Source organism: Synechococcus sp. R50.1, from assembly GCF_047462115.1.
Classification (GTDB): domain Bacteria; phylum Cyanobacteriota; class Cyanobacteriia; order Thermostichales; family Thermostichaceae; genus Thermostichus.
On the sequence record NZ_JANSIN010000014.1, the window covers coordinates 18,354 to 39,049 of the forward strand.

Sequence of the window (20,696 nt, forward strand, 5' to 3'; positions counted from 1 at the left end):
CTCCAGCCGGTGATCTAGATCGTATCTACGGGTATCAAAGTTTGGCAACACACTATGAGCTCAGTCGGGGGTTTGGTGGAAGTGGCCTTGATCGGGGGCACCAGCGAGAGCCGCAGCTTGGCCGACGCCCTCAGCCGCCAAGGGATCCCTTGGGTGGCAACCGTCACCACCGAAGGGGCCAGAAGACTGTATCAGGATTTGCCTGGTCAGGTGGTGGTCACCCGATTTTCGCCGCCATCTCTGGAACAATTCCTGCAAGAGTGCCGGATCCGCGTAGTGGTGGATGCCTCTCATCCTTTTGCCCAGCAAATCTCGCAACTGGCCATCCAGGTGACGGCTCAACTGAGGATCCCCTACCTGCGCTACGAACGCCCTCCTCTGGAGCTGGATCCCTGGGTCCAGGTGGTGCCGGACTGGCAGGGGGTGCTCACAGATGCGGTGCTGGCAGGGCGGCGGGTGCTGTTGACGGTGGGAGTGAAGGTGCTGCCCCTGTTTGTGCCTTGGCAAGACCGCTGCCAACTGTGGGCGCGGGTGCTGCCGGAATCGGTTTCCCAGGCGGTGCAAACGGGGATCCCTGCCGAGCGGGTGATTGGGATGCGCTTACCCCTCAGCTTGGAGCAGGAACTACAGCTTTGGCAACAGCTCAGCCCTCAGGTGGTGATCAGCAAAGCCTCTGGGGAAGCAGGCGGGCTGGGGATCAAGCAGGCGGTGGCCAAAACCCTGGGGATCCCTTTGTGGGTGATCCGCCGACCCCCCTTGGACTATCCCTGGTGCAGCCAGGATTTGACAGAGGTGGTGCAGGAATGCAGGCAATGCTTGGGCAGAGCCAAACCTTGAGGTTGCCCGGCTCCGGCCAGACAAGTCAAAACGGCTCTTCGGGGGGCAGGTTGGCGTCGCGGTCTTGACGGGATCCCAGCAGTTCTAGGCGATCTACAGCGATGATGGGCCTCTGGCGCTCTTCTCCGGTGGATTTGTCTTTCCAGCGATCGAACTTGAGGCTGCCCGTTACCCCGATGAGGCTGCCTTTGCGCACATACTCTCCGGCCACCTCGGCAGTGCGGCCCCACAACTCTAGGCTGAACCAATCGGGCTTGTCTTCTCCTTTGCGGAATCGGTTCACCGCCAGGCTGAAGGTACACACCACCCTGCCCGACTCAAAGTAGCGCACCTCCGGATCCATGCCGGCTCGCCCCACCAGGGTCACCAGGTTCAAGCTCATGGGTAGTTTCTCCAGACCGCTGAGAGATCTAGCCTTTGTTGTAGCGTTGGCAAGGGATCCCTGTCATCTTTTGGCTTGCGACCGTCAGCTTCGGCTCAGAGCCGATTCTTTAGGATATCTACAGATTCAACTGCGGGGATCCCGGTTGATCTGCGGGAAAAGCCTCTGCTCTGATGGACTTGATGCTCGGGATCCGGCTCCGCACTCTGTCGCAAAAGTTTACAATGGCAGAAGCAGTTGAGCAAATGCCAGCCCACCAGACACTCCCACCGGCCAATTGCAGGGCTAGCAGAGCAGGTTCGTTGCTGTGAGAGGACGCATTCGGAAGCATTTCCCATGGAATTCATCTACACATACGCCTGGTTGATCCCCGTCTATCCTTTGGTGGCAGCCTTTCTCCTCGGCTTAGGTATCCTGATGTTCAACGCCTGGACAAGGGCCAACCGCTCTTTGGCTGCCTTTTTGAGCGTGTTCGCGACCGGGACGGCGATGGTTCATGCCTTTGCCCTTTTGGTCAGCCAGGTGCAAGGGCACGAAACCGTCCTCAGAACCATCACCTGGGCCCAGGCGGGATCCTTCTCGGTGGACATGGGCTTTGTCGTGGATCACCTGAGCGCCATGATGCTGGTGGTGGTGACCACGGTGGCCTTTCTGGTGCAGATCTACTCCCATGGCTACATGGCCCACGATCCCGGCTATGTGCGTTTCTACGCCTACCTGAGCTTATTTAGCTCCTCGATGCTGGGCTTGGTGGTCAGCCCCAACCTGGTGCAGATCTACATCTTCTGGGAGCTGGTGGGGATGTGCTCCTACCTGCTCATCGGCTTTTGGCACGACCGGCAGGCGGCGGCAGAAGCAGCGCAAAAGGCGTTTGTGGTCAACCGGGTGGGAGATTTCGGCCTGCTGTTGGGCATTTTGGGCTTTTACTGGATTTCCGGCACCTTCGCGTTCAACGAGATCGGGCGCAACTTGCAGGAGATGTTGGCTGCCGGAGCGGTGAGCAGCAGCTTAATTGCCCTGTTTGCGGTGTTGGTGTTCTTGGGGCCGGTGGCCAAGTCCGCTCAGTTCCCCCTGCATGTGTGGTTGCCGGATGCTATGGAAGGTCCCACGCCTATCTCGGCTCTCATCCACGCGGCGACGATGGTGGCGGCTGGGGTATTCCTCTTGGCCCGCATGTTCCCAGTGCTGGAAGGGATCCCGGTGGCCATGGACATCATCGCCTGGACGGGGGCGGGCACAGCCTTCTTGGGGGCCACCATTGCCATCACCCAAAACGACATCAAAAAAGGCTTGGCCTACTCCACCATTTCCCAGCTGGGCTACATGGTCATGGCCATGGGGTGCGGCGCCTATGGGGCGGGCCTGTTTCACCTGATGACCCACGCCTACTTTAAGGCGATGCTCTTTTTGTGCTCTGGCTCGGTTATCCACGGCATGGAAGCGGTGGTCGGCCATGACCCGGTTTTGGCCCAAGACATGCGCCTGATGGGGGGGTTGCGCAAATACATGCCGGTTACGGCCATCACGTTTTTGATCGGCACGTTGGCCATTTGTGGGATCCCGCCCTTCGCCGGCTTTTGGTCTAAAGACGAGATCTTGGGCGCTGTTTTCGAACGGAACCCAGCTCTGTGGGGGGTGGGCTTCCTCACCGCCGGGATCACCGCCTTCTACATGTTCCGCATCTACTTCCTCACGTTCGAAGGGGAGTTTCGCGGCACCAACCTGAGACTGCGGCAGGAGGTGGCCATCAGCCAGGGCCGTCCTGTGCCAGCTTTTGCCTACGTTTTTGCGGGGAAACAACCGGCCTTTGGCCCTGGAGCCATGAACATTCAAGAAAAACCCCAGCCCAGCAGCCATCCTGAAGCCCACGAAAACCTGCACGACGGAGATGCCCATGCCTCAGAGCCCCATGAGTCCCCTTGGTCGATGACCTTCCCGCTGTTGGCTCTGGCCGTCCCTTCTGTGCTGATTGGCCTGGTGGGTACCCCTTTTGCCAACTTCTTTGAAGCTTTCATCCACCCACCGACTGAGTCTGTGGCAGAGGCAGGCTCGATTTTACCGCTGGTGGCAGCAGAGTGGCAGGAGGTGCTGGCGGGCCATTTCGATTGGGCAGAGTTTCTAATCATGGCGGGTAGCTCCGTGGGCATTGGGCTGATCGGCATCACCTTGGCCAGCTTGATCTACTGGCAAAAGCGCATCGACCCGGGCACCTTCCCCCAAAGCCTGCAGCCGCTCTACTACTTCTCCCTCAACAAGTGGTACATTGACGACCTCTATGAGCGAGTCTTTGTGCAGGGCACCCGCTTCGTGGCACGGGAGGCGCTGGAGGTGGACAGCCGCATTGTGGATGGTGTGGTCAACCTGACGGGCTTGGTGACCATGGTGAGCGGCGAGGCGATGAAATACCTGGAGAGCGGCAAGGCCCAGTTTTACGCTTTGATTATCTTTGCAGCGGTGGTGGTGATGGTGGTGGCATCAGGGGTAGGGTTCTAGCTCGAAGGCGAGGATGGATCCGGCCCGCTTGGCCAAGGGATCCCTCAGCCTAGAACTGCTGCTATGCTACGGAGCAAGTTGAGCGGATCCCTTGTTGCAATGGCCCCGCGTTCTCTTAAGTCGATTTCGCATCCCTTGTTGGCGGAAAGGCAAGGTCAGAGGGAGCGTGTCTTGGCCCTGAAAAATCAGATCGAAGCGATCCTCTACTTAAAAGGGCAGCCCCTGGAGCTATCCGCCCTGGCCCAGTTGGCCCATTGCAGTCGCGACGAAGCCTACGATGCGCTGCTGGAATTAATGGAAGACTATGCCCATCGCGATTCTGCCCTGGAAGTCCTACAGGTGGGGGAAGGGTTTGCCCTGCAGTTGCGGGAGCCGTTTTTGGAGCTGGCCAACCAGCTTTTACCCCCTGAAATTGGGGTGGGTGCTACCCGTACCCTGGCTACAATCATTTTGCGTGGCCCGCTCTCGCAAGCCGATTTGGTGGAGTTGCGCGGTCAAGGTGCTTATCAGCACGTGGCAGAGCTGGTAGAAAAAGGCTTCGTTACCCGCTATCGCAAAGAAGGCTGCCGTTCCCCTTGGTTGCGGGTGACCGATAAGTTTCATCGCTACTTCACGGTAGATGAGCTGGCCAAAAAAGCAGCAGAGGCAGCCTCCTTCCCCGAACAGTAAAAAGGATCCCCGATAAGGGGATCCAGACCAAAAGGATCCCAGCTTTACCCGACGAAGGGATCCCTTCTCAAGCGCCCGTCAAAGTTGGTGTTCGGGCTTTTACTACTTATTAGGCTGAGGGGTGACCCGCAAATAAGGCTTAATTTCCTGATAGCCTTTCGGGAACTTTTCTTTCAGCAATTCCGGATCTTTCAACGAAGGCGGGATGATAACATCGTCACCGTCTTTCCAGTCGGCGGGAGTGACAACGTTATACTTATCCGTCAACTGCAGGGCATCGATCACCCGCAGGAGCTCGTCGAAGTTGCGGCCTGTGCTGGCCGGGTAGGTAAGAATGAGGCGTATCTTCTTGTTGGGATCGATGATGAACACCGAGCGCACCGTCAGGGGCAGCCCTTCTTGGTTGATGTTGGTTTGATCCAACATGTCGTAGAGCTGAGAAACCTTGCGGTCTGCATCCGCCAAGATGGGATAGTTCAGGGTGGTGTTCTGGGTTTCCTCGATGTCTTTCACCCAGCCCACGTGGGACTCCACATCGTCCACACTGAGGGCGATCACCTTCACACCCCGCTTTTCAAATTCGGGCATCAGCTTCGCAACAGTGCCTAGCTCCGTGGTGCAGACCGGCGTGTAGTCGGCGGGGTGAGAGAACAACACCACCCAGCTATCCCCGGCCCAAGAGTAGAAATCGATTTCGCCGTGGGTAGACTTTTGCGTGAAATTGGGAGCAGTATCGCCAAGTCGGAGAGACATACGCTCTTGATCCTCCGTAAAAGGGTTCAATCCGGTGAGACAGGGATCCGAATCCTTCGATCCGATCCCTCTTGATCTTGCCACATAAACCCCGATTTTCCGAGCGGATTACAGGTGATTTTAAGATTGTCCTCACCTAAGCCGCTACTGAGGGAAGACGACATGGGGATCCACCAGCTCGGCCACGAATTGGTGCAGGATGGGGACATAGCGCTCTCCGGCCACTTCCAGCAAATTGTTGTGACCGGCCCCTTCGATAGGCACCAAGCGTTTGGGATCCCTCGCTGCTTGATAAAGGGTTTCAGCGTGCCAAAAGGGGATCAAACGATCATGGGTGCCGTGCAAAATCAGCAGCGGGCAATCGATCTTGGCAATGCGGCTGAGGTTATCGAAGCGATCGAAGGGCAGCAGCGGGATGCGGGTTAAGACGCGAAAGGCTGTGACGAAGGTGGATTCCAGGATCACGCCCCCCACCGGCTTTTGGGCTGCCAAATAAACCGATGGCCCACCCCCCACCGAGCGCCCATAAACCAAAATCTGCTCCGGCAGGATCCCCTGGGCAACCAGGTGAGCGTAAGCGGCCTCGATGTCTTTGTAAGCGCCGGCCTCGGAAGGAATCCCTTCGCTGGTGCCGTAGCCGCGGTAGTCGTAGGCCAAGACGCCAAACCCGGCCTGCTGCAGGCCCACCAGGCGGGGCAGAATATCCCCCAAGTCTTCGGCGTTGCCATGGCTGTAGAGGAGGGTGTAGGCAGCGGCGGGATTGGGCAAATGTACCGCTGAAATCTGTAGCCCATCAGAGGTCGTGAGCTTGAGAATGGCATCCCCATCTCGATAGCTGGCGGGACGAGGCAAAAAGATCATTCGCTCCGATTGAAACCAGCCCAGCCAGAGCAGGTAGCCGTACACCACCAGCCCGACGAGCAGCAAAGATCGCCCCACGCGCAGCCACGAGAAGGATCCCAAAACTGGAAATTGCAAGAGGTCTCGGATTGGCATTGACGAGAAGGCATCGACAAATACGGTCATTTCAATTCAAACCAGGACAATGCGCTCACACCCAAAACGTTGGTCGCGTCGTCGTGTCAGCATTGCGGAGCAATAATACATGCGACCAAAGGCTTTTCTCAATAGCCTAGGTATCTCACCCTAACCTGAAGCGACCATAAGTTACGGTCACCTCAATTTGGGGGACTTCCCTGAGGTTCTGCGCTGCTTACCGACCACCCTCAACTTCTTTCCCACAGGGGGAGAGGGCCTTCAGGGCTCCGCTTGAGAGAAAAAGCATTTCCAGGTGCAGACCCCAATCCAGTTGACAAGGGTGTGGGCGACAATGGTGACCAACAGGTTTCCCGACAGCCACAAGCCGATCCCCATGAGGATGCCGACCCCACCGGCCCAGACGGCATAAGGCCAGCCTTGCCATCCCAACCAATGCAAGACGCCAAACAAGAGGCCACTCAGGAGGATCCCGCCTGTCCACCCCAAGGGGCTGGCCACCAGCAGGGACATCAACACGCCGCGAAACAGCCATTCCTCGCTCCAGCCCGGCAGCAGGCCCACCCAAAAGACATCTCCCCACCGCAAGGGATCCGCCACCCAGTGTAAATAGGCAGTGGCTGCCCGACGATAAGCCGGCCAGAACCGGTAAACCCCCCCGCTGAGCAGAGCCACCCCTAGCCCCAGCCCCGTTCCCCACGCCAAGGCCAGGGGATCCCAGCGAAACGGCACAGGGAAGGAGGATCCCAGCCCGATCCAGAGACCCACAACGAGAGCCGAGAACAGGGTGGTGATGCCCATCCCGTTTAAGATCTGTTCGCGCGTGCAGGGCTGGGTCTGGGAAGTCATGGAGGGGGATCCCTGTACTTTAACCCTATTTTTTAGGGTAGAGCGGATCTCGAAAACAACGGCTACCGAAATCCGCACTGGCATTCGGAAACAGAGCTACAGGGGCAGCAGCTTCTGCTGCGATCTTCACGGAACCTCATCAATCCCACCTCAGGTGCTGTTTTAGCAACTGGCCGTGCTGAGTCGATTGCTCCACCCAAACCGCAACTTGATCAGGACTGAGAGCCGAACCCTCTGAGTAGCAAGCCAACCAGGCTCGGTGCAGGGCTTCAGGATCGGTGGGTATCTCCTGCACATCCCAGCCGGGCATGCCCAATTCCCGAAGCAGTGTTTTCACTTTGGGATCGTAGCTGAGACCAAAACAGGCGCAGCCCTCTGCCGCCGCCATCACCAAACCGTGGTAGCGCATGGTGATCGCCAGCCTGACGCCCCGAAAGACTCCTTTCAACAAACAGGGATCCCGAATTTCCAGCACTTGGCTGTGGTGGGGCAGGCGCTGCTGAAGCTGCTGAGCCAAGCGGTAGTCTGGCCCAAGGTCAGGGGATCCGGGAGGGGCTAGCTGGAAGGGCACGAAGAGAAGATGTGCTCCCGTGGAAGCCTGGAGACGCTGTAAACCCTGGCTCAAAGCTTCTAGACAGGCTCCGGTCAGTTGCGGATGGGGACGCAAGACCACAGCAATACGGGGCTGAGGCCACATTTCCCATTCCGGCAAGGTTTTGGACGGTAAATCCCAGACGGGATCCGGAGCTACCTGGTGAGGGATCCCCCACTCTTGCAGCCATTGGGAGGCAACTCCATCCCGCACACTAATGGCCGTGCAACCTGCCAGAGACCGGCGGGCCAGTGCACGAATCCACCCTCGCTGCAGCGGCCCGATCCCTTGGGCCCAGGCAACGGTTCTTAGCCCCCATCGCTGGGCTAGGCCCATCACCCCCAGGTAGTAGAGAGGGCTGCGCCAACTGGTGCGATCCTGCAGCAGGCCACCTCCACCCCAGATGAAAGCCTGGGCCTCCTGGAGACAGCGCCGTAAAGCCAAACTGTTGAAGCGCGGATAGGCCAGCACCCCATAGGTGGCAGCCGTTTCGGCAGGGCGACGGGAGAGCACCACCGGCTGTACGGGGCTGGGCAACTGCTCTAGCTCTCGTAAGAGAGCCAGCAACAACGCCTCATCGCCGGCATTGCCGTAGCCGTAGTAGCCACAGATCAAAACCTGTGGCCGTTTCATCGAGTCCATCTGAGTAACAGGGATCCTAACTCACCCACAGAGTCCTGTGAGGTTGGAAAAGGCCGCGACGGCAAACCCTAGTTAGATGATGACTCCCTGAGCCATTGGATCAAATCGGCCAGGGTTTGGAAGTCCAACAGCGCTTCCGCCAAAGCCTCCAGTTGCTCGGTAGGTAAGAGGCGGATGGTTTCAGACAGGTCTTCCGGCAAAGATCCCAGCTTGCGCCGCAGTTGACTCAGAGTCAGTCGAGCTGCTTCTTGCTGCAGACCTTGCTGCAGACCCTGTTGCAGACCCTGTTGCAGACCTTGCTGCAGACCCTGTTGCAGACCTTGCTGCAGACCTTCCTCTCGACCCTCTTTGAGGGCTTCTGCCCGCCACATCTGGTAAATCACAGATTCCCGCACAGCCAGACCTCCCAGTACCCTGCTAATTTCCTCTGGCGTCCATGTTAATCCTGCCAAAACAGCAGTGGCCGCTTTCACCTCTTGCCGTAGCTTTGGATCCTCTATCTCTGCTATTGCTCTGGCCACTTGGCGGAGTCGCGGCTCCGGGTTTTCCGGATCTGCCAACACGGCTAAAGGCAGGAGTCCTGGATATTGAGATAGCACCTCCGGATCTTGTTCCCACAGGCGCAAGACCTCAAAGCGATGAGAAAGGGATCCCCGTTGAAAAGAGGTTTGGTACGCCCGTTCTGACTGGGTTTTTCTCAGGTAGATGACAATCTGCCGCACTTCCTGGGCAGGATAGCGGCGGTAGAGGCGCAGGCAATAGTCGGCCATGCGGAAGGGGATATCGGGATCCGGGTCGGTTTGAAACTCCAGATGCAAAATTAAGTTTTGGGCCCGCAGCAGGATAAGAGAGTCCGCTCGGATGGGCTCGGTGGACAGCTCCGTCGGCTGTAGCTGAGCCAAGGAAACAGGGGATCCCAGCAGCCACCGGGCAAAGGACTCGGGGAACCATTCCACCAAGTACTTGCAGACGTTATCGTAGGCCACAGGATCCCTTTCCCAAAAAGCCGCAGAGAGGCAAAACGACCAGCCCCTTCTCCCGAGGGTCTCTCTGCCGAGATCAGCCGTAGTACCCTTGGTTGATGCGGTTTTCCAGTTGGTTAGCCCCTTCCTGATACTCGCCAAACACGAAGTTCTCGGCGTTGGCTTTGATCAGGGCCTTTTGCTGCTCTGTCAGGCCTGAGATCTGCAACATGTCTTCCAGGCTCTTGTAGGGGGCATTTTTCACCAGGATGCGAGCTAGGGTGGGATAGAAGCCGGGCAGTTGGCGGTAGTTGCGCAAGATGGTGTTGTTCACGTCAATCGGAGTGTCCAAGTGCTTTACCGGGGGAAGCTCTGCGGCCCTGGCCACAACAGGGATCCCCAAAGGAGCGAAGCACAGACAGAGCACTAACACCACACGAACCAAGATGGACAGCAGCCAGCGCATAGCATCACTTCTCCAAGCAGAATCCAAAAGGCTCATCTGTATAGGTTGCTAACATTCTCCGACCATCTAGTGTCTCATCCCCTCCACCCCGAATCGAGGGCCAAGACAGGATTTGGATCCCGACAGAAACAATTTTTAACAACTATGATCAGGAGACGGTCTTTCTTGCTCTCCCTTTCTCGGCTATCGCACTATGTCCGACTTGGCCCTTCTCCACTCGACTCGACTTGACCCCCCCAGCCGGGATCCATCTCCAGGGATCCCAGAACCCACCCCTTCTCCGGAGCTGGAGTTGCTGGGGCAGACCGAACTCTTTCTCAGACGGCACATTGGGCCGGATGCCCGGCAAATTGGGCAGATGTTGCAAGTGTTGGAGCTGAGTTCGCTGCAGGAGCTGGTGGAGAAGGCGGTGCCGCCGGCCATTCGCAGCAGCCAGCCTTTGCAATTGGGATCCCCTTGCCCTGAGCAGCAGGTGTTGGCGGAACTGCAGGCAATGGCTGCCCAGAACCAGGTGTGGCGATCCTTTTTGGGCATGGGCTATTCCAACACCCTGACGCCGCCGGTGATTCAGCGCAGCATCCTGGAAAACCCTGCCTGGTACACTCCCTACACCCCCTACCAAGCCGAGATCGCCCAGGGACGACTGGAGGCCCTGCTCAATTTCCAAACGATGGTGATCGACCTGACGGGGATGGAGATCGCCAATGCTTCCCTGCTGGACGAAGCCACGGCAGCCGCCGAAGCCATGGCTCTTGCCTACACCTTGGCGGGCAAGGGATCCCCGGTTTTCTGGGTGGATCGGGGCTGCCATCCCCAGACGATTGCCGTGGTACAGACGCGGGCGGAACCATTGGGAATCCAGGTGCGCATAGCCGATCCAACAGAACTCTCCCTGGAAAAGGGCTTTGGATTACTCCTGCAGTATCCCAGCACCTATGGGGAAATCCGGGATTACCGGCAGTTGGTGGAGCAGGCGCACCAAAAGGGGATGGTGGTGGCAGTGGCCGCCGACTTGCTCGGCTTGACCCTATTGCAACCGCCGGGAGAGTGGGGAGCGGACATCGTGGTGGGATCCACCCAGCGCTTCGGGGTGCCCTTGGGCTATGGTGGCCCCCATGCGGCTTACTTCGCCACCCGTGAGGCCCACAAGCGGCTGCTGCCAGGACGGCTGGTGGGGATTTCTCAAGATGCTCAAGGCAAGCCGGCCCTGCGCTTGGCGTTACAGACCCGCGAACAGCACATCCGGCGGGACAAGGCCACCAGCAACATCTGCACTGCTCAGGTGCTTTTGGCGGTGATGGCTTCTATGTATGCCGTCTACCACGGCCCCCGCGGCTTGCGACACATAGCCGAGCGCATCCACCGCCAGGCCCATCACTTGGCCACCGGGATCTGCCAGTTGGGTTATGAGGTGGGGCCCGAGCATTTCTTCGATACCTTCTGGGTCAAGGTAGCTTCTCCAGAGCAGGTGCAGGCGATCCAGGCCCGCGCTGCTCAGCGGCAGATCAACCTCCGCCAGATCGATGACCGGACGCTGGGGATCAGCTTGGATGAGGCCACCACCACTCAGGATCTGCGGGATCTGTGGGAGATCTTCGCCGGAACCCTTCCCCGCAGCGGAACGGAGTCCTTACCGCCAGCTTGGGATCCCGACAGCCCAGGGCCGGATTTGGGCCAGAGCTTGCCGCCTCAGCTTCTGCGCGCCACACCCTACCTCACTCACCCGGTATTTAACCGTTACCACTCGGAAACTGAGCTGCTGCGCTATATCCACCGCCTGCAAAGCCGGGATCTGGCTCTCACCCATTCCATGATCCCCTTGGGCTCTTGCACCATGAAGCTGAACGCCACGGTGGAGATGATGCCGGTCACCTGGCCGGAGTTTGCCCAGCTCCATCCTTTTGTGCCCCTGGAGCAGGCCCGTGGCTATCAAGCCCTTTTTGCCCAGTTGGAAAAGATGCTGGCGGAGATCACCGGTTTTGCCGGAGTTTCTCTGCAGCCCAACGCCGGATCTCAGGGGGAATATGCCGGCCTATTGGCCATCCGCCGCTACCACCAAGCCAGAGGGGAAGGCCGACGGCAGGTGTGCTTGATCCCCACCTCGGCCCACGGAACCAACCCGGCCAGCGCCGTGATGGCGGGGATGCAGGTGGTGAGCGTAGCTTGTGATGAAGCCGGCAATATCGACATTGAGGATCTGCGGGCCAAGGTGGAGCAGCACGGGGAGCGGCTGGCCGCCTTGATGATCACCTACCCTTCTACCCACGGTGTGTTTGAGGAAGGGATCCGCAAGATTTGCCAGATAATCCACGAGGCGGGGGGACAGGTGTACATGGATGGGGCCAACCTCAACGCTCAGGTGGGCCTCTGCCGTCCTGCCGAGCTGGGGGCCGATGTCTGCCACCTCAACCTGCACAAGACCTTCTGCATTCCCCATGGGGGAGGTGGGCCGGGGGTAGGGCCCATTGCCGTGGCCCGCCACCTTGTGCCCTATTTGCCTGGCCATCCTGTTTTGCCCGGCTGTAACGGCCCCGTCAGCGCTGCCCCGTGGGGCAGTGCCAGCATTTTGCCCATCTCCTGGGCCTACATTCGCCTTATGGGATCCGCCGGCCTCACCCTGGCCAGCCAAGTGGCCATCCTCAACGCCAACTACATCGCCAAGCGGTTGGATCCCTACTACCCAGTGCTCTACAAGGGGCCGGGGGGGTGGGTGGCCCACGAGTGTATTTTGGATTTGCGCCCCCTGAAAAAAAGCGCTGGCATCGAGGTGGAAGATGTGGCCAAGCGCCTGATGGACTATGGCTTCCACGCCCCCACCATCTCCTGGCCGGTGCCGGGGACGATGATGGTAGAGCCCACCGAGAGCGAATCTCTGGAGGAGCTGGATCGCTTCTGCGAGGCGATGATTGCCATCCGCCAGGAGATTGCCGCCATTGAGCGAGGCGAGATGGATCCGGTGCGCAATCCCCTCAAGCTGGCCCCCCACACCGCCGAGGTGGTGGCTGCCGACCACTGGGATCGCCCCTATCCTCGCTCGGTGGCCGCCTACCCGCTCCCTTGGGTCAAGGCCCACAAGTTCTGGCCCAGCGTCAGCCGCATCGACAATGCCTACGGGGATCGCCACCTGGTGTGCAGTTGTCAGCCCTGGCTCGACGAATGATGGCTGCTCTGGAACTTGGCCCAGAAAGGGAGATTGGTTGTATCCAAAGGCGGGATCCGCTATAACCCAGTCAGGGATCCCTGGCCAACGGATGAGAAAAAATCCCCGTCTTGAGCGGTTCACGTCAGTGGGGCCAAGTTCTTTGCCTATTCTTACTCGGCTAACCCTGGGGCTGTTGGCGGGATCCCTCGTGGCCTGCCGCAAGATGCCTGATCCGGTTGCTCAAGAAGTGGATCAGGATCCCGTGCGGCGTCACATCGGCAAAGATGGCACGCACTTTGAGGCTTCCCTAGGAGATGCCCGCGCCCTTCCCCCTCAGTTTCCCCCTCACTTGCAGTTGCCCAACGCTTCCATCATCTCTTCGGGACAGATTCGGGATCGAGAGGGGGGCCTTGCTTCCCTGATCTTGCAGACCTCTCAGCCTCTGGAGGCGATTGCCGCCTACTATCGCCGCACCCTGTGGGGCCGGGGCTGGGACATCCTCTCGGACATCGAGCAGGCCAATGGGATCCGCACCTTGGTGTTCGAGTCTCCCCCCCACCCCAAAAAGCCTCTCCAACAGGCGGTGGTGCAAGTGGGATCCCCCCGTCGCGGGCCGGATCAGGTGGAATATCGCGATATCTTGATTTTGCTGAGCACCGTATCCCCCTCTGCCACGGCAGAAGACCTCTCTGCGGCCAAGCTCGCTCCCCCAACTTCCCCCTGAGGATGCCTGTCTACACCCAGTCAATTCCGATTGCGGCCAGCGTGGCCCAGGTGGATCGCTGCCTTACCGACCTGGAGTTGATGAAGCGCTGGCTCAACCCGCTGTTGGGCTGTGAGGCGGTGGGATCCCCTCTGGCAGAATTGGGCAGCCGCTACCGCTTTTTCCTTCGCCTGCCTTTCGCTTCCCCCAGCTTGGATTGCGTGATTACAGAGCGGGCAGAAGGCTTGGTGCAGTGGCAGTTTAAGGGATTTTTTGAAGGAACCGACCGCTGGGAATGCCATCCCCAGCCGGGGGGTACCCTTCTAGTCAATTGCTTCAACTTCCGCATTCCCAATCCCTGGGTGGCGGCAGGGTTTTACCTGTTGGCAGCAGGGCCGACCCAGCAGGATATGCGGGCCCAGCTCCGACGGCTGAAGGCAGTGGCCGAGGCTTTGGGTTAGGCTGGTGGCAAGTAGTAAAGAAACGTAAAAAACTGCAATGACCAGCAACAGCGGACTGTTTAACCGTCGCTTTGCCGACAACTTCATCCCCCAACCAGCCAACACTTCTCTGGAAATCGGCCAGATTGCCCCCGATTTTGAGCTGCCGCGCGTGCAAGGGGATCCCGTGCGGCTATCGGACTACCGCGGCCAAAAGCCGGTGGTTCTGGCTTTTACTCGTATCTTCACCGAAAAGCTTTTTTGCCCTTTTTGCTACCCCCACATCCAAGAGCTGAAAGCCCGCTACAGGGAGATCCAAGCTCTGGGGGCGGAGCTGCTGATGGTCACCAGCACCGATCCGGTTCAAAGCCAGCAGATTCAAGCAGACCTGCAGCTGCCCTACCCGCTGCTGGTGGATCCCGAATGTAAAACCTTCCGCCTCTATGGGGTTGGCCAAGCTCTGGGAGCACCCCTGCCGGCCCAGTTCGTTGTGGATCGGGAGGGCAAACTGCGCTTCAAGCATGTTTTCTCCTTTGCCCAGCCCAATGCCGATACCGATGAGGTGCTGCGGGTGTTGCGGGAGGGGCTGCAAACCGGCTGGGATGGAACCCGTAGGGTGGCCCCTATCCCCTTTTTCTAGGGATCGGGCTTCTCTGCCATTGGACTTCCAGGGAGAGAGACTGCGATGTTTGCCCGTCTGGCCCAGAGTGGGGCGCGTCAGGCCGAGATCCTGGAGGTGGTTTTGCGCCACGGTTGGGACTACATGCGCCGCTTGCTCTCTTTTGGCAAGGCTGGGGAACCCCAACTGCCCCCCCCAATGGTGCTGCGCAACATTTTGGTGGATCTGGGGCCGGTCTATGTCAAGCTGGGCCAACTGCTGAGCACCCGTCCGGATCTGTTGCCGCGAGAGTACATCGAGGCCCTCAGCACTCTGCAGGCCGACGTACCTCCTGTTCCCTGGAATGCGGTGGAAATCCTGCTGCGTCAGCAGTTGCGGCAGCCGTTGGAGCAGGTGTTCAGCAGCCTGGACACAGAGTCGGTTGCGGCGGGATCCATTGCCCAGGTCCATCGGGCTTGTCTGGTCAGCGGCGAGTGGGTGGCCCTCAAGATCCAGCGGCCCGGGCTGGAGGCGGTGGTGGAGCGGGATACGCGGCTAATCCGGGGCATTGCCGAGCTGGTGGCGCAAACGGAGTTCGGCAGGTTGGCAGATGTGGTGGCCTTGGCGGATGAGTTCTGCCGGGCCATTCAAGCAGAGCTGGACTTCACCCAGGAAGCCCGCCACACCGAGCAGCTCCGCCAACAGTTGCAAAGGGGGCGTTGGTTTGATCCGGCCCAACTGGTGGTGCCGCGCATCCATTGGCCTCTCACTACGCCAAAGGTGTTGACGCTGGAGTGGATCGAGGGCCGGCCCCTGTTGGAGGCGGATCGCAGCGACGCGGACCCGGAAAACATCGCCCGCCTCTTGACCCGCGCTTTTTTCCAGCAGATCTGCATTGATGGCTATTTCCACGCCGATCCCCACCCCGGCAACCTCTTTTACTTGGGATCCGGTCGCGTGGCCCTGCTGGATTGCGGCATGATTGGGCGGCTGGATCCGCGCACGCAGCAGATTCTGCTGGAGCTGATGCTGGCCATTGTCAGCCTCGATGCCCAGCGCTGTGCCGAATTGACCCTGGAGTTGGCCCTGCCGGAAAGATCCGCGGCCCGCTCGCGGGATCAGACTGTCAGCTTGGCCCAGCTCCAAAGCGACTACGAGCGTCTGCTGCGGCAGTACTACACCCTGAGCATTGCGGAACTCAACTTCAGCCAGCTCTTTTCCGAGATCCTGCAGGCGGCCCGGCGCAACCAGATCCGCATTCCCGGCAATTTGGGCCTCTGTGCCAAGGCGCTGGCCAATTTGGAAGGGATCGCCCGCCAGCTCACCCCCGACTACAACCTGCCGGAGCAGCTTCGCCCCCTGATGGCGGATGTGTTTCGGGCGCAATTGCTGGGGGAGGCCCCTCTGCCCTCGCTGCTGCGCACGGCTTTGGATTTGAAAAATCTCTCTCTGCAATCGCCGCGCCAGATGGAGCTGCTGCTCAGCCGCATCACCTCGGAAACCCAGCGCTGGAACTTGACCATCCAAGAGCTGGACGGGATCCGCAGCAGCCTGGATCAGTCGGCCAACCGCCTCTCCTACAGCATTGTGGTCGGCTCTCTGATCGTCGGGGCCGCCATCATCTCGGCTCAGACGCAGCGCTTCCAGGTCTTTGGGCTGAGCGAACTCCTCTTCGGCGCGGCCAGCCTGTTGGGGCTGTGGCTTGTCATCAGCATCCTGCGCTCCGGTCGCCTGCGCGGCTAGATTGGCTGAGGTTGGCTCATCAGTGGACTCAGGGCCCTACTGCCCTTGTCTGGATCTCGATGTTTCCAAAAGAACACCAAAACGGTATCAACGCCTCCGCGAGCGATCCGCCAAAAGCCGCAAAGGCCGATTCTTTCGTTCGATCCCTCGACGCCTTGCGCCACAAGGCTTTCCGGCCCCAAAACCCCCTCGCCAAAACTCTTTTTGCCGACTTTTTTCCGGATCCCTCGCAAATGGGTCTTGCATTCCTTGCCCTGCTTGGGTTTAATAGGGGTGGAGTTCCCCCTTCGGGGGGATCCCTAGAAATTGGAAACAATAACGGCAATGGAGAGAACGATAGAGCATAGCGATAGTTCCCCCTTCGGGGGGATCCCTAGAAATTGGAAACCTTAGACAGATTATTTGAAGAATAAACAACTTATTAATTGTTCCCCCTTCGGGGGGATCCCTAGAAATTGGAAACACCGTCATGCGAATGTTCTTCGCGTTAACCTCCTTCGGCGTTCCCCCTTCGGGGGGATCCCTAGAAATTGGAAACTGGAGTTAATGCCACTCCACCTACCCGAGACCTCAGCGGAGTTCCCCCTTCGGGGGGATCCCTAGAAATTGGAAACACACACCTGATGGGGGTAAACTCTTTATCTATACAGAGTGGAGTTCCCCCTTCGGGGGGATCCCTAGAAATTGGAAACATTTAGGCCCGTGGCATTGGGGCCTTGCAGTACGGCTGCAGTTCCCCCTTCGGGGGGATCCCTAGAAATTGGAAACGAGGCACCTTCTAGCTGAGAAGATAGCTCAGTGAGGAGTTCCCCCTTCGGGGGGATCCCTAGAAATTGGAAACCCTTCTCCTCCAGTACGAGCCAGCCTTCTTTATAAGGAATGTTCCCCCTTCGGGGGGATCCCTAGAAATTGGAAACACGAACCTCCCTTCTATAGGGATAAAGAACACCCAGGAGATAATCGTTCCCCCTTCGGGGGGATCCCTAGAAATTGGAAACTCTGTTTTATAAAGACATCAGCAGCTTCTTAGCCGACTGGTTCCCCCTTCGGGGGGATCCCTAGAAATTGGAAACGGCGTTTATTTGGCTTTTAAGGTGCCCTTTTACTTAGGTTCCCCCTTCGGGGGGATCCCTAGAAATTGGAAACTACCTGGGTGCTGGTGGGGGAGGGGTTAGGTTGGGGTTCCCCCTTCGGGGGGATCCCTAGAAATTGGAAACTCGGAATGGGGGAAAGCTCTTTCAACCCGAACGGAGTTCCCCCTTCGGGGGGATCCCTAGAAATTGGAAACAACTATACTTCCCCCGAACGTTCGATAGCCCTCCTGGTTCCCCCTTCGGGGGGATCCCTAGAAATTGGAAACGGGAGGCAGGAACTATTTACGGATACCTAAAATGTAAAGTGTTCCCCCTTCGGGGGGATCCCTAGAAATTGGAAACCGGATATGGAGCTACGTATAGCTCTACCGTATTATCCCAAGTTCCCCCTTCGGGGGGATCCCTAGAAATTGGAAACTCCGGGCACGTCTGGTTTCCCGCAGCTTGAGGGAAAGTTCCCCCTTCGGGGGGATCCCTAGAAATTGGAAACAGTAGACTGCGTAGTACCGCTCAACACGGCCACTACGAAAGTTCCCCCTTCGGGGGGATCCCTAGAAATTGGAAACGCCCGAATTAGTCGGAGCCGCATCCCGCGTTTTCTTACAGGTTCCCCCTTCGGGGGGATCCCTAGAAATTGGAAACCACAACGGTCCGTATTGAAAGGTTTAATTTACCCCACTTAGTTCCCCCTTCGGGGGGATCCCTAGAAATTGGAAACAGCCAAACCTACAGCGAGTACTTTACATCCTCACTGCTGGATGGTTCCCCCTTCGGGGGGATCCCTAGAAATTGGAAACTTTGGACAAGCTGGCGCGGACTCCCGCTTAAGAACGCGCGTTCCCCCTTCGGGGGGATCCCTAGAAATTGGAAACTGAGAAGTTGGTCTATACCGAGGTATAATCCTAACTTCCCGAGTTCCCCCTTCGGGGGGATCCCTAGAAATTGGAAACCTTTGCATACTGTAAGTTATGGAATCATTTTGTTTGGGATAGAGTTCCCCCTTCGGGGGGATCCCTAGAAATTGGAAACGCCATTTCGACCCACTCATCCGGTGTCAAGATGTATTTACGGTTCCCCCTTCGGGGGGATCCCTAGAAATTGGAAACGGTAACGCTAGCGAAGGTTTCGAACGGTTCAGCGTTTGGGTTAAAGTTCCCCCTTCGGGGGGATCCCTAGAAATTGGAAACACTCTTCTTCGGTGATGTGTTGGAAGTCGGTTTTTAGCGAGTTCCCCCTTCGGGGGGATCCCTAGAAATTGGAAACATCTTGGCAATTTCCCTGATATAGGCGCAACGTTGCGCAGTTCCCCCTTCGGGGGGATCCCTAGAAATTGGAAACGAACTTTCTCGTATAGTTCACTACTGCGAAGTGCACACGTTCCCCCTTCGGGGGGATCCCTAGAAATTGGAAACGTGGCCACGGTATCTCTTTACGATGATATACCGCTGCTCTACAGTTCCCCCTTCGGGGGGATCCCTAGAAATTGGAAACAGCCTTTTTATTTTTAGGTTAGGCAGGATAGTTGTTCGTTCCCCCTTCGGGGGGATCCCTAGAAATTGGAAACCCTGGGTGCTTGGGGGGAGGTTAGGTTAGATTAGTACCAGTTCCCCCTTCGGGGGGATCCCTAGAAATTGGAAACTAGGTTGGGAATTTAGTGTAACGCCTAGCCTGAATCGTTCCCCCTTCGGGGGGATCCCTAGAAATTGGAAACAGCCTTTTTATTTTTAGGTTAGGCAGGATAGTTGTTCGTTCCCCCTTCGGGGGGATCCCTAGAAATTGGAAACCCTGGGTGCTTGGGGGGAGGTTAGGTTAGATTAGTACCAGTTCCCCCTTCGGGGGGATCCCTAGAAATTGGAAACAGGGAGCCGGCGGAATCCGCAGGCTTTCGCCTTACGGTTCCCCCTTCGGGGGGATCCCTAGAAATTGGAAACTATAGGTAGGTGACTGTTTAAGGTGATTTTATAGCCTGTGTTCCCCCTTCGGGGGGATCCCTAGAAATTGGAAACACGGTAGTTGAGATTGAACTTGCAGAAGGTGAGGTGCTTAGAGTTCCCCCTTCGGGGGGATCCCTAGAAATTGGAAACGATTAAACAAGCTTTCTTGTACTCCTCGAAGTTGTTATATGTTCCCCCTTCGGGGGGATCCCTAGAAATTGGAAACTTACCTTCTATGGTACGAACCACCAATCGAGGTGGTTCGTGTTCCCCCTTCGGGGGGATCCCTAGAAATTGGAAACGGGACCAAGTAACTTGATCATCGTAACCTCCCTTCACAGTTCCCCCTTCGGGGGGATCCCTAGAAATTGGAAACGGTAAATCATGCAGTCACGTATAAACTGCAATGCCTCGCGGTATTGTTCCCCCTTCGGGGGGATCCCTAGAAATTGGAAACCAGTGGCGCATGTACATGCGCTTGCTACCATAGATGTTCCCCCTTCGGGGGGATCCCTAGAAATTGGAAACAGCGTATCTGTGTCTTGGGTGGTACCCCTGGCTCGCGTTCCCCCTTCGGGGGGATCCCTAGAAATTGGAAACTTGGCCCAAGACCTGGGGCACCCGCAGTGCGGACAAGGGGTTCCCCCTTCGGGGGGATCCCTAGAAATTGGAAACTGACGAGTAGGGTCTGAGCTTGTGCTGGCATGAGCTTAGGGTTCCCCCTTCGGGGGGATCCCTAGAAATTGGAAACTCTACAGTGCTCTTTCCATTTGTGGGTACAGAATAGTTCCCCCTTCGGGGGGATCCCTAGAAATTGGAAACCACAACATATGCTTGATGTTGTCATATGCATATGGTTCGGAAGGTTCCCCCTTCGGGGGGATCCCTAGAAATTGGAAACACTCTAATGGTTTCTCGCTTAACTCATTCTCTTGTCTTAGGTTCCCCCTTCGGGGGGATCCCTAGAAATTGGAAACTGTACTTCATAATGCCTCCCTTTATTAAGGAGAAACAACAGGTTCCCCCTTCGGGGGGATCCCTAGAAATTGGAAACCCAGCTTGTATAGGTATTGTCTCTGCAGGAAGAAATAGATTGGTTCCCCCTTCGGGGGGATCCCTAGAAATTGGAAACCGACCGTAATTCAGTCCGGCGATGACTGGCTCATCGCCGAAGGGTTCCCCCTTCGGGGGGATCCCTAGAAATTGGAAAATTCAGCCAGCGGTCGAATGCTTTGTGCACCCGCTCTATGGGTTCCCCCTTCGGGGGGATCCCTAGAAATTGGAAAACTGTTCTCTACAAACGTACCTGTATGAAAAGGTACGTAGGGTTCCCCCTTCGGGGGGATCCCTAGAAATTGGAAAATTCAGCCAGCGGTCGAATGCTTTGTGCACCCGCTCTAT

General features: G+C 57.8%; 15 protein-coding genes and 1 CRISPR repeat array. Of the genes, 8 read left to right on the forward strand and 7 right to left on the reverse strand.

The window, feature by feature from the left end; all coding sequences use genetic code 11:
- Positions 1-54: 54 nt before the first annotated feature.
- A complete protein-coding gene (locus NW870_RS05595) occupies positions 55-837 on the forward strand; it encodes a cobalt-precorrin-6A reductase (RefSeq protein ID WP_414374363.1) in 783 nt (260 codons plus the stop codon).
- 25 nt (positions 838-862) lie between these two features.
- Here NW870_RS05595 and NW870_RS05600 read toward each other — a convergent pair whose 3' ends face one another.
- Positions 863-1,219 carry a single-stranded DNA-binding protein gene (locus NW870_RS05600; protein WP_414374366.1) on the reverse strand — a complete coding sequence of 119 codons (357 nt, stop codon included), beginning with the start codon at positions 1,217-1,219 and terminating at the stop codon, positions 863-865.
- Between the two features lie 336 nt (positions 1,220-1,555).
- Here NW870_RS05600 and NW870_RS05605 point away from each other — a divergent pair, with 336 nt between their 5' ends.
- Together NW870_RS05605 and scpB are read left to right on the forward strand one after the other, a co-directional pair.
- On the forward strand, positions 1,556-3,712 hold the full coding sequence (locus NW870_RS05605) for an NAD(P)H-quinone oxidoreductase subunit 5 (RefSeq protein ID WP_414374369.1): 2,157 nt from the start codon (positions 1,556-1,558) through the stop codon (positions 3,710-3,712).
- Between the two features lie 171 nt (positions 3,713-3,883).
- Positions 3,884-4,381, forward strand: a complete 498-nt coding sequence (gene scpB, locus NW870_RS05610; protein WP_414374371.1) for an SMC-Scp complex subunit ScpB — start codon at positions 3,884-3,886, stop codon at positions 4,379-4,381.
- A 102-nt stretch (positions 4,382-4,483) separates the two neighbouring features.
- On the opposite strand, the gene NW870_RS05615 is transcribed toward scpB, so the two are convergent.
- The 6 genes from NW870_RS05615 to psbU all read right to left on the reverse strand — a co-directional run bounded on the left by NW870_RS05615 (position 4,484) and on the right by psbU (position 9,641).
- Entirely contained in the window at positions 4,484-5,134 is a 651-nt protein-coding gene (locus tag NW870_RS05615; RefSeq protein ID WP_414374373.1) for a peroxiredoxin, read from the reverse strand.
- Positions 5,135-5,278: 144 nt separating this feature from the next.
- Positions 5,279-6,160 carry an alpha/beta hydrolase gene (locus NW870_RS05620; protein ID WP_414374375.1) on the reverse strand — a complete coding sequence of 294 codons (882 nt, stop codon included), beginning with the start codon at positions 6,158-6,160 and terminating at the stop codon, positions 5,279-5,281.
- 231 nt (positions 6,161-6,391) lie between these two features.
- Positions 6,392-6,979 (reverse strand): lysostaphin resistance A-like protein, encoded by a 588-nt coding sequence (locus tag NW870_RS05625; RefSeq protein WP_414374377.1) that lies wholly within the window; start codon positions 6,977-6,979, stop codon positions 6,392-6,394.
- Between the two features lie 139 nt (positions 6,980-7,118).
- The gene (csaB, locus tag NW870_RS05630) at positions 7,119-8,204 is read right to left on the reverse strand and encodes a polysaccharide pyruvyl transferase CsaB (RefSeq protein ID WP_414374379.1); all 1,086 of its coding nucleotides are present in this window, start codon (positions 8,202-8,204) and stop codon (positions 7,119-7,121) included.
- A 77-nt stretch (positions 8,205-8,281) separates the two neighbouring features.
- Positions 8,282-9,199 (reverse strand): Rpn family recombination-promoting nuclease/putative transposase, encoded by a 918-nt coding sequence (locus NW870_RS05635; protein WP_414374380.1) that lies wholly within the window; start codon positions 9,197-9,199, stop codon positions 8,282-8,284.
- 73 nt (positions 9,200-9,272) lie between these two features.
- Entirely contained in the window at positions 9,273-9,641 is a 369-nt protein-coding gene (psbU, locus tag NW870_RS05640) for a photosystem II complex extrinsic protein PsbU (RefSeq protein ID WP_041436072.1), read from the reverse strand.
- Positions 9,642-9,834: 193 nt separating this feature from the next.
- Between psbU and gcvP the strand changes: the two genes are divergently transcribed.
- The 5 genes from gcvP to NW870_RS05665 all read left to right on the forward strand — a co-directional run bounded on the left by gcvP (position 9,835) and on the right by NW870_RS05665 (position 16,267).
- Positions 9,835-12,801, forward strand: coding sequence for an aminomethyl-transferring glycine dehydrogenase (gene gcvP / locus NW870_RS05645; protein WP_414374382.1), 2,967 nt, complete (start codon positions 9,835-9,837; stop codon positions 12,799-12,801).
- A gap of 142 nt (positions 12,802-12,943) precedes the next feature.
- Entirely contained in the window at positions 12,944-13,507 is a 564-nt protein-coding gene (locus NW870_RS05650) for a hypothetical protein (protein WP_187147251.1), read from the forward strand.
- Positions 13,508-13,509: 2 nt separating this feature from the next.
- Positions 13,510-13,947, forward strand: a complete 438-nt coding sequence (locus NW870_RS05655; protein ID WP_414374384.1) for an SRPBCC family protein — start codon at positions 13,510-13,512, stop codon at positions 13,945-13,947.
- 37 nt (positions 13,948-13,984) lie between these two features.
- The gene (locus NW870_RS05660; RefSeq protein ID WP_414332206.1) at positions 13,985-14,566 is read left to right on the forward strand and encodes a peroxiredoxin family protein; all 582 of its coding nucleotides are present in this window, start codon (positions 13,985-13,987) and stop codon (positions 14,564-14,566) included.
- Between the two features lie 45 nt (positions 14,567-14,611).
- Positions 14,612-16,267 (forward strand): ABC1 kinase family protein, encoded by a 1,656-nt coding sequence (locus NW870_RS05665; protein WP_414374385.1) that lies wholly within the window; start codon positions 14,612-14,614, stop codon positions 16,265-16,267.
- 278 nt (positions 16,268-16,545) lie between these two features.
- A CRISPR array of direct repeats spans positions 16,546-20,658; the repeat unit is 36 nt; unit sequence GTTCCCCCTTCGGGGGGATCCCTAGAAATTGGAAAC.
- Positions 20,659-20,696: the final 38 nt, after the last annotated feature.

Bases quoted from the DNA above. Each gene is read 5' to 3' on its own strand.
- NW870_RS05595 (WP_414374363.1), top strand. From the start codon at position 55: ATGAGCTCAGTCGGGGGTTTGGTGGAAGTGGCCTTGATCGGGGGCACC.
- NW870_RS05600 (WP_414374366.1), bottom strand. From the start codon at position 1,219: ATGAGCTTGAACCTGGTGACCCTGGTGGGGCGAGCCGGCATGGATCCG.
- NW870_RS05605 (WP_414374369.1), top strand. From the start codon at position 1,556: ATGGAATTCATCTACACATACGCCTGGTTGATCCCCGTCTATCCTTTG.
- NW870_RS05615 (WP_414374373.1), bottom strand. From the start codon at position 5,134: ATGTCTCTCCGACTTGGCGATACTGCTCCCAATTTCACGCAAAAGTCT.
- NW870_RS05620 (WP_414374375.1), bottom strand. From the start codon at position 6,160: ATGACCGTATTTGTCGATGCCTTCTCGTCAATGCCAATCCGAGACCTC.
- NW870_RS05625 (WP_414374377.1), bottom strand. From the start codon at position 6,979: ATGACTTCCCAGACCCAGCCCTGCACGCGCGAACAGATCTTAAACGGG.
- csaB (WP_414374379.1), bottom strand. From the start codon at position 8,204: ATGAAACGGCCACAGGTTTTGATCTGTGGCTACTACGGCTACGGCAAT.
- psbU (WP_041436072.1), bottom strand. From the start codon at position 9,641: ATGCGCTGGCTGCTGTCCATCTTGGTTCGTGTGGTGTTAGTGCTCTGT.
- gcvP (WP_414374382.1), top strand. From the start codon at position 9,835: ATGTCCGACTTGGCCCTTCTCCACTCGACTCGACTTGACCCCCCCAGC.
- NW870_RS05655 (WP_414374384.1), top strand. From the start codon at position 13,510: ATGCCTGTCTACACCCAGTCAATTCCGATTGCGGCCAGCGTGGCCCAG.
- NW870_RS05660 (WP_414332206.1), top strand. From the start codon at position 13,985: ATGACCAGCAACAGCGGACTGTTTAACCGTCGCTTTGCCGACAACTTC.
- NW870_RS05665 (WP_414374385.1), top strand. From the start codon at position 14,612: ATGTTTGCCCGTCTGGCCCAGAGTGGGGCGCGTCAGGCCGAGATCCTG.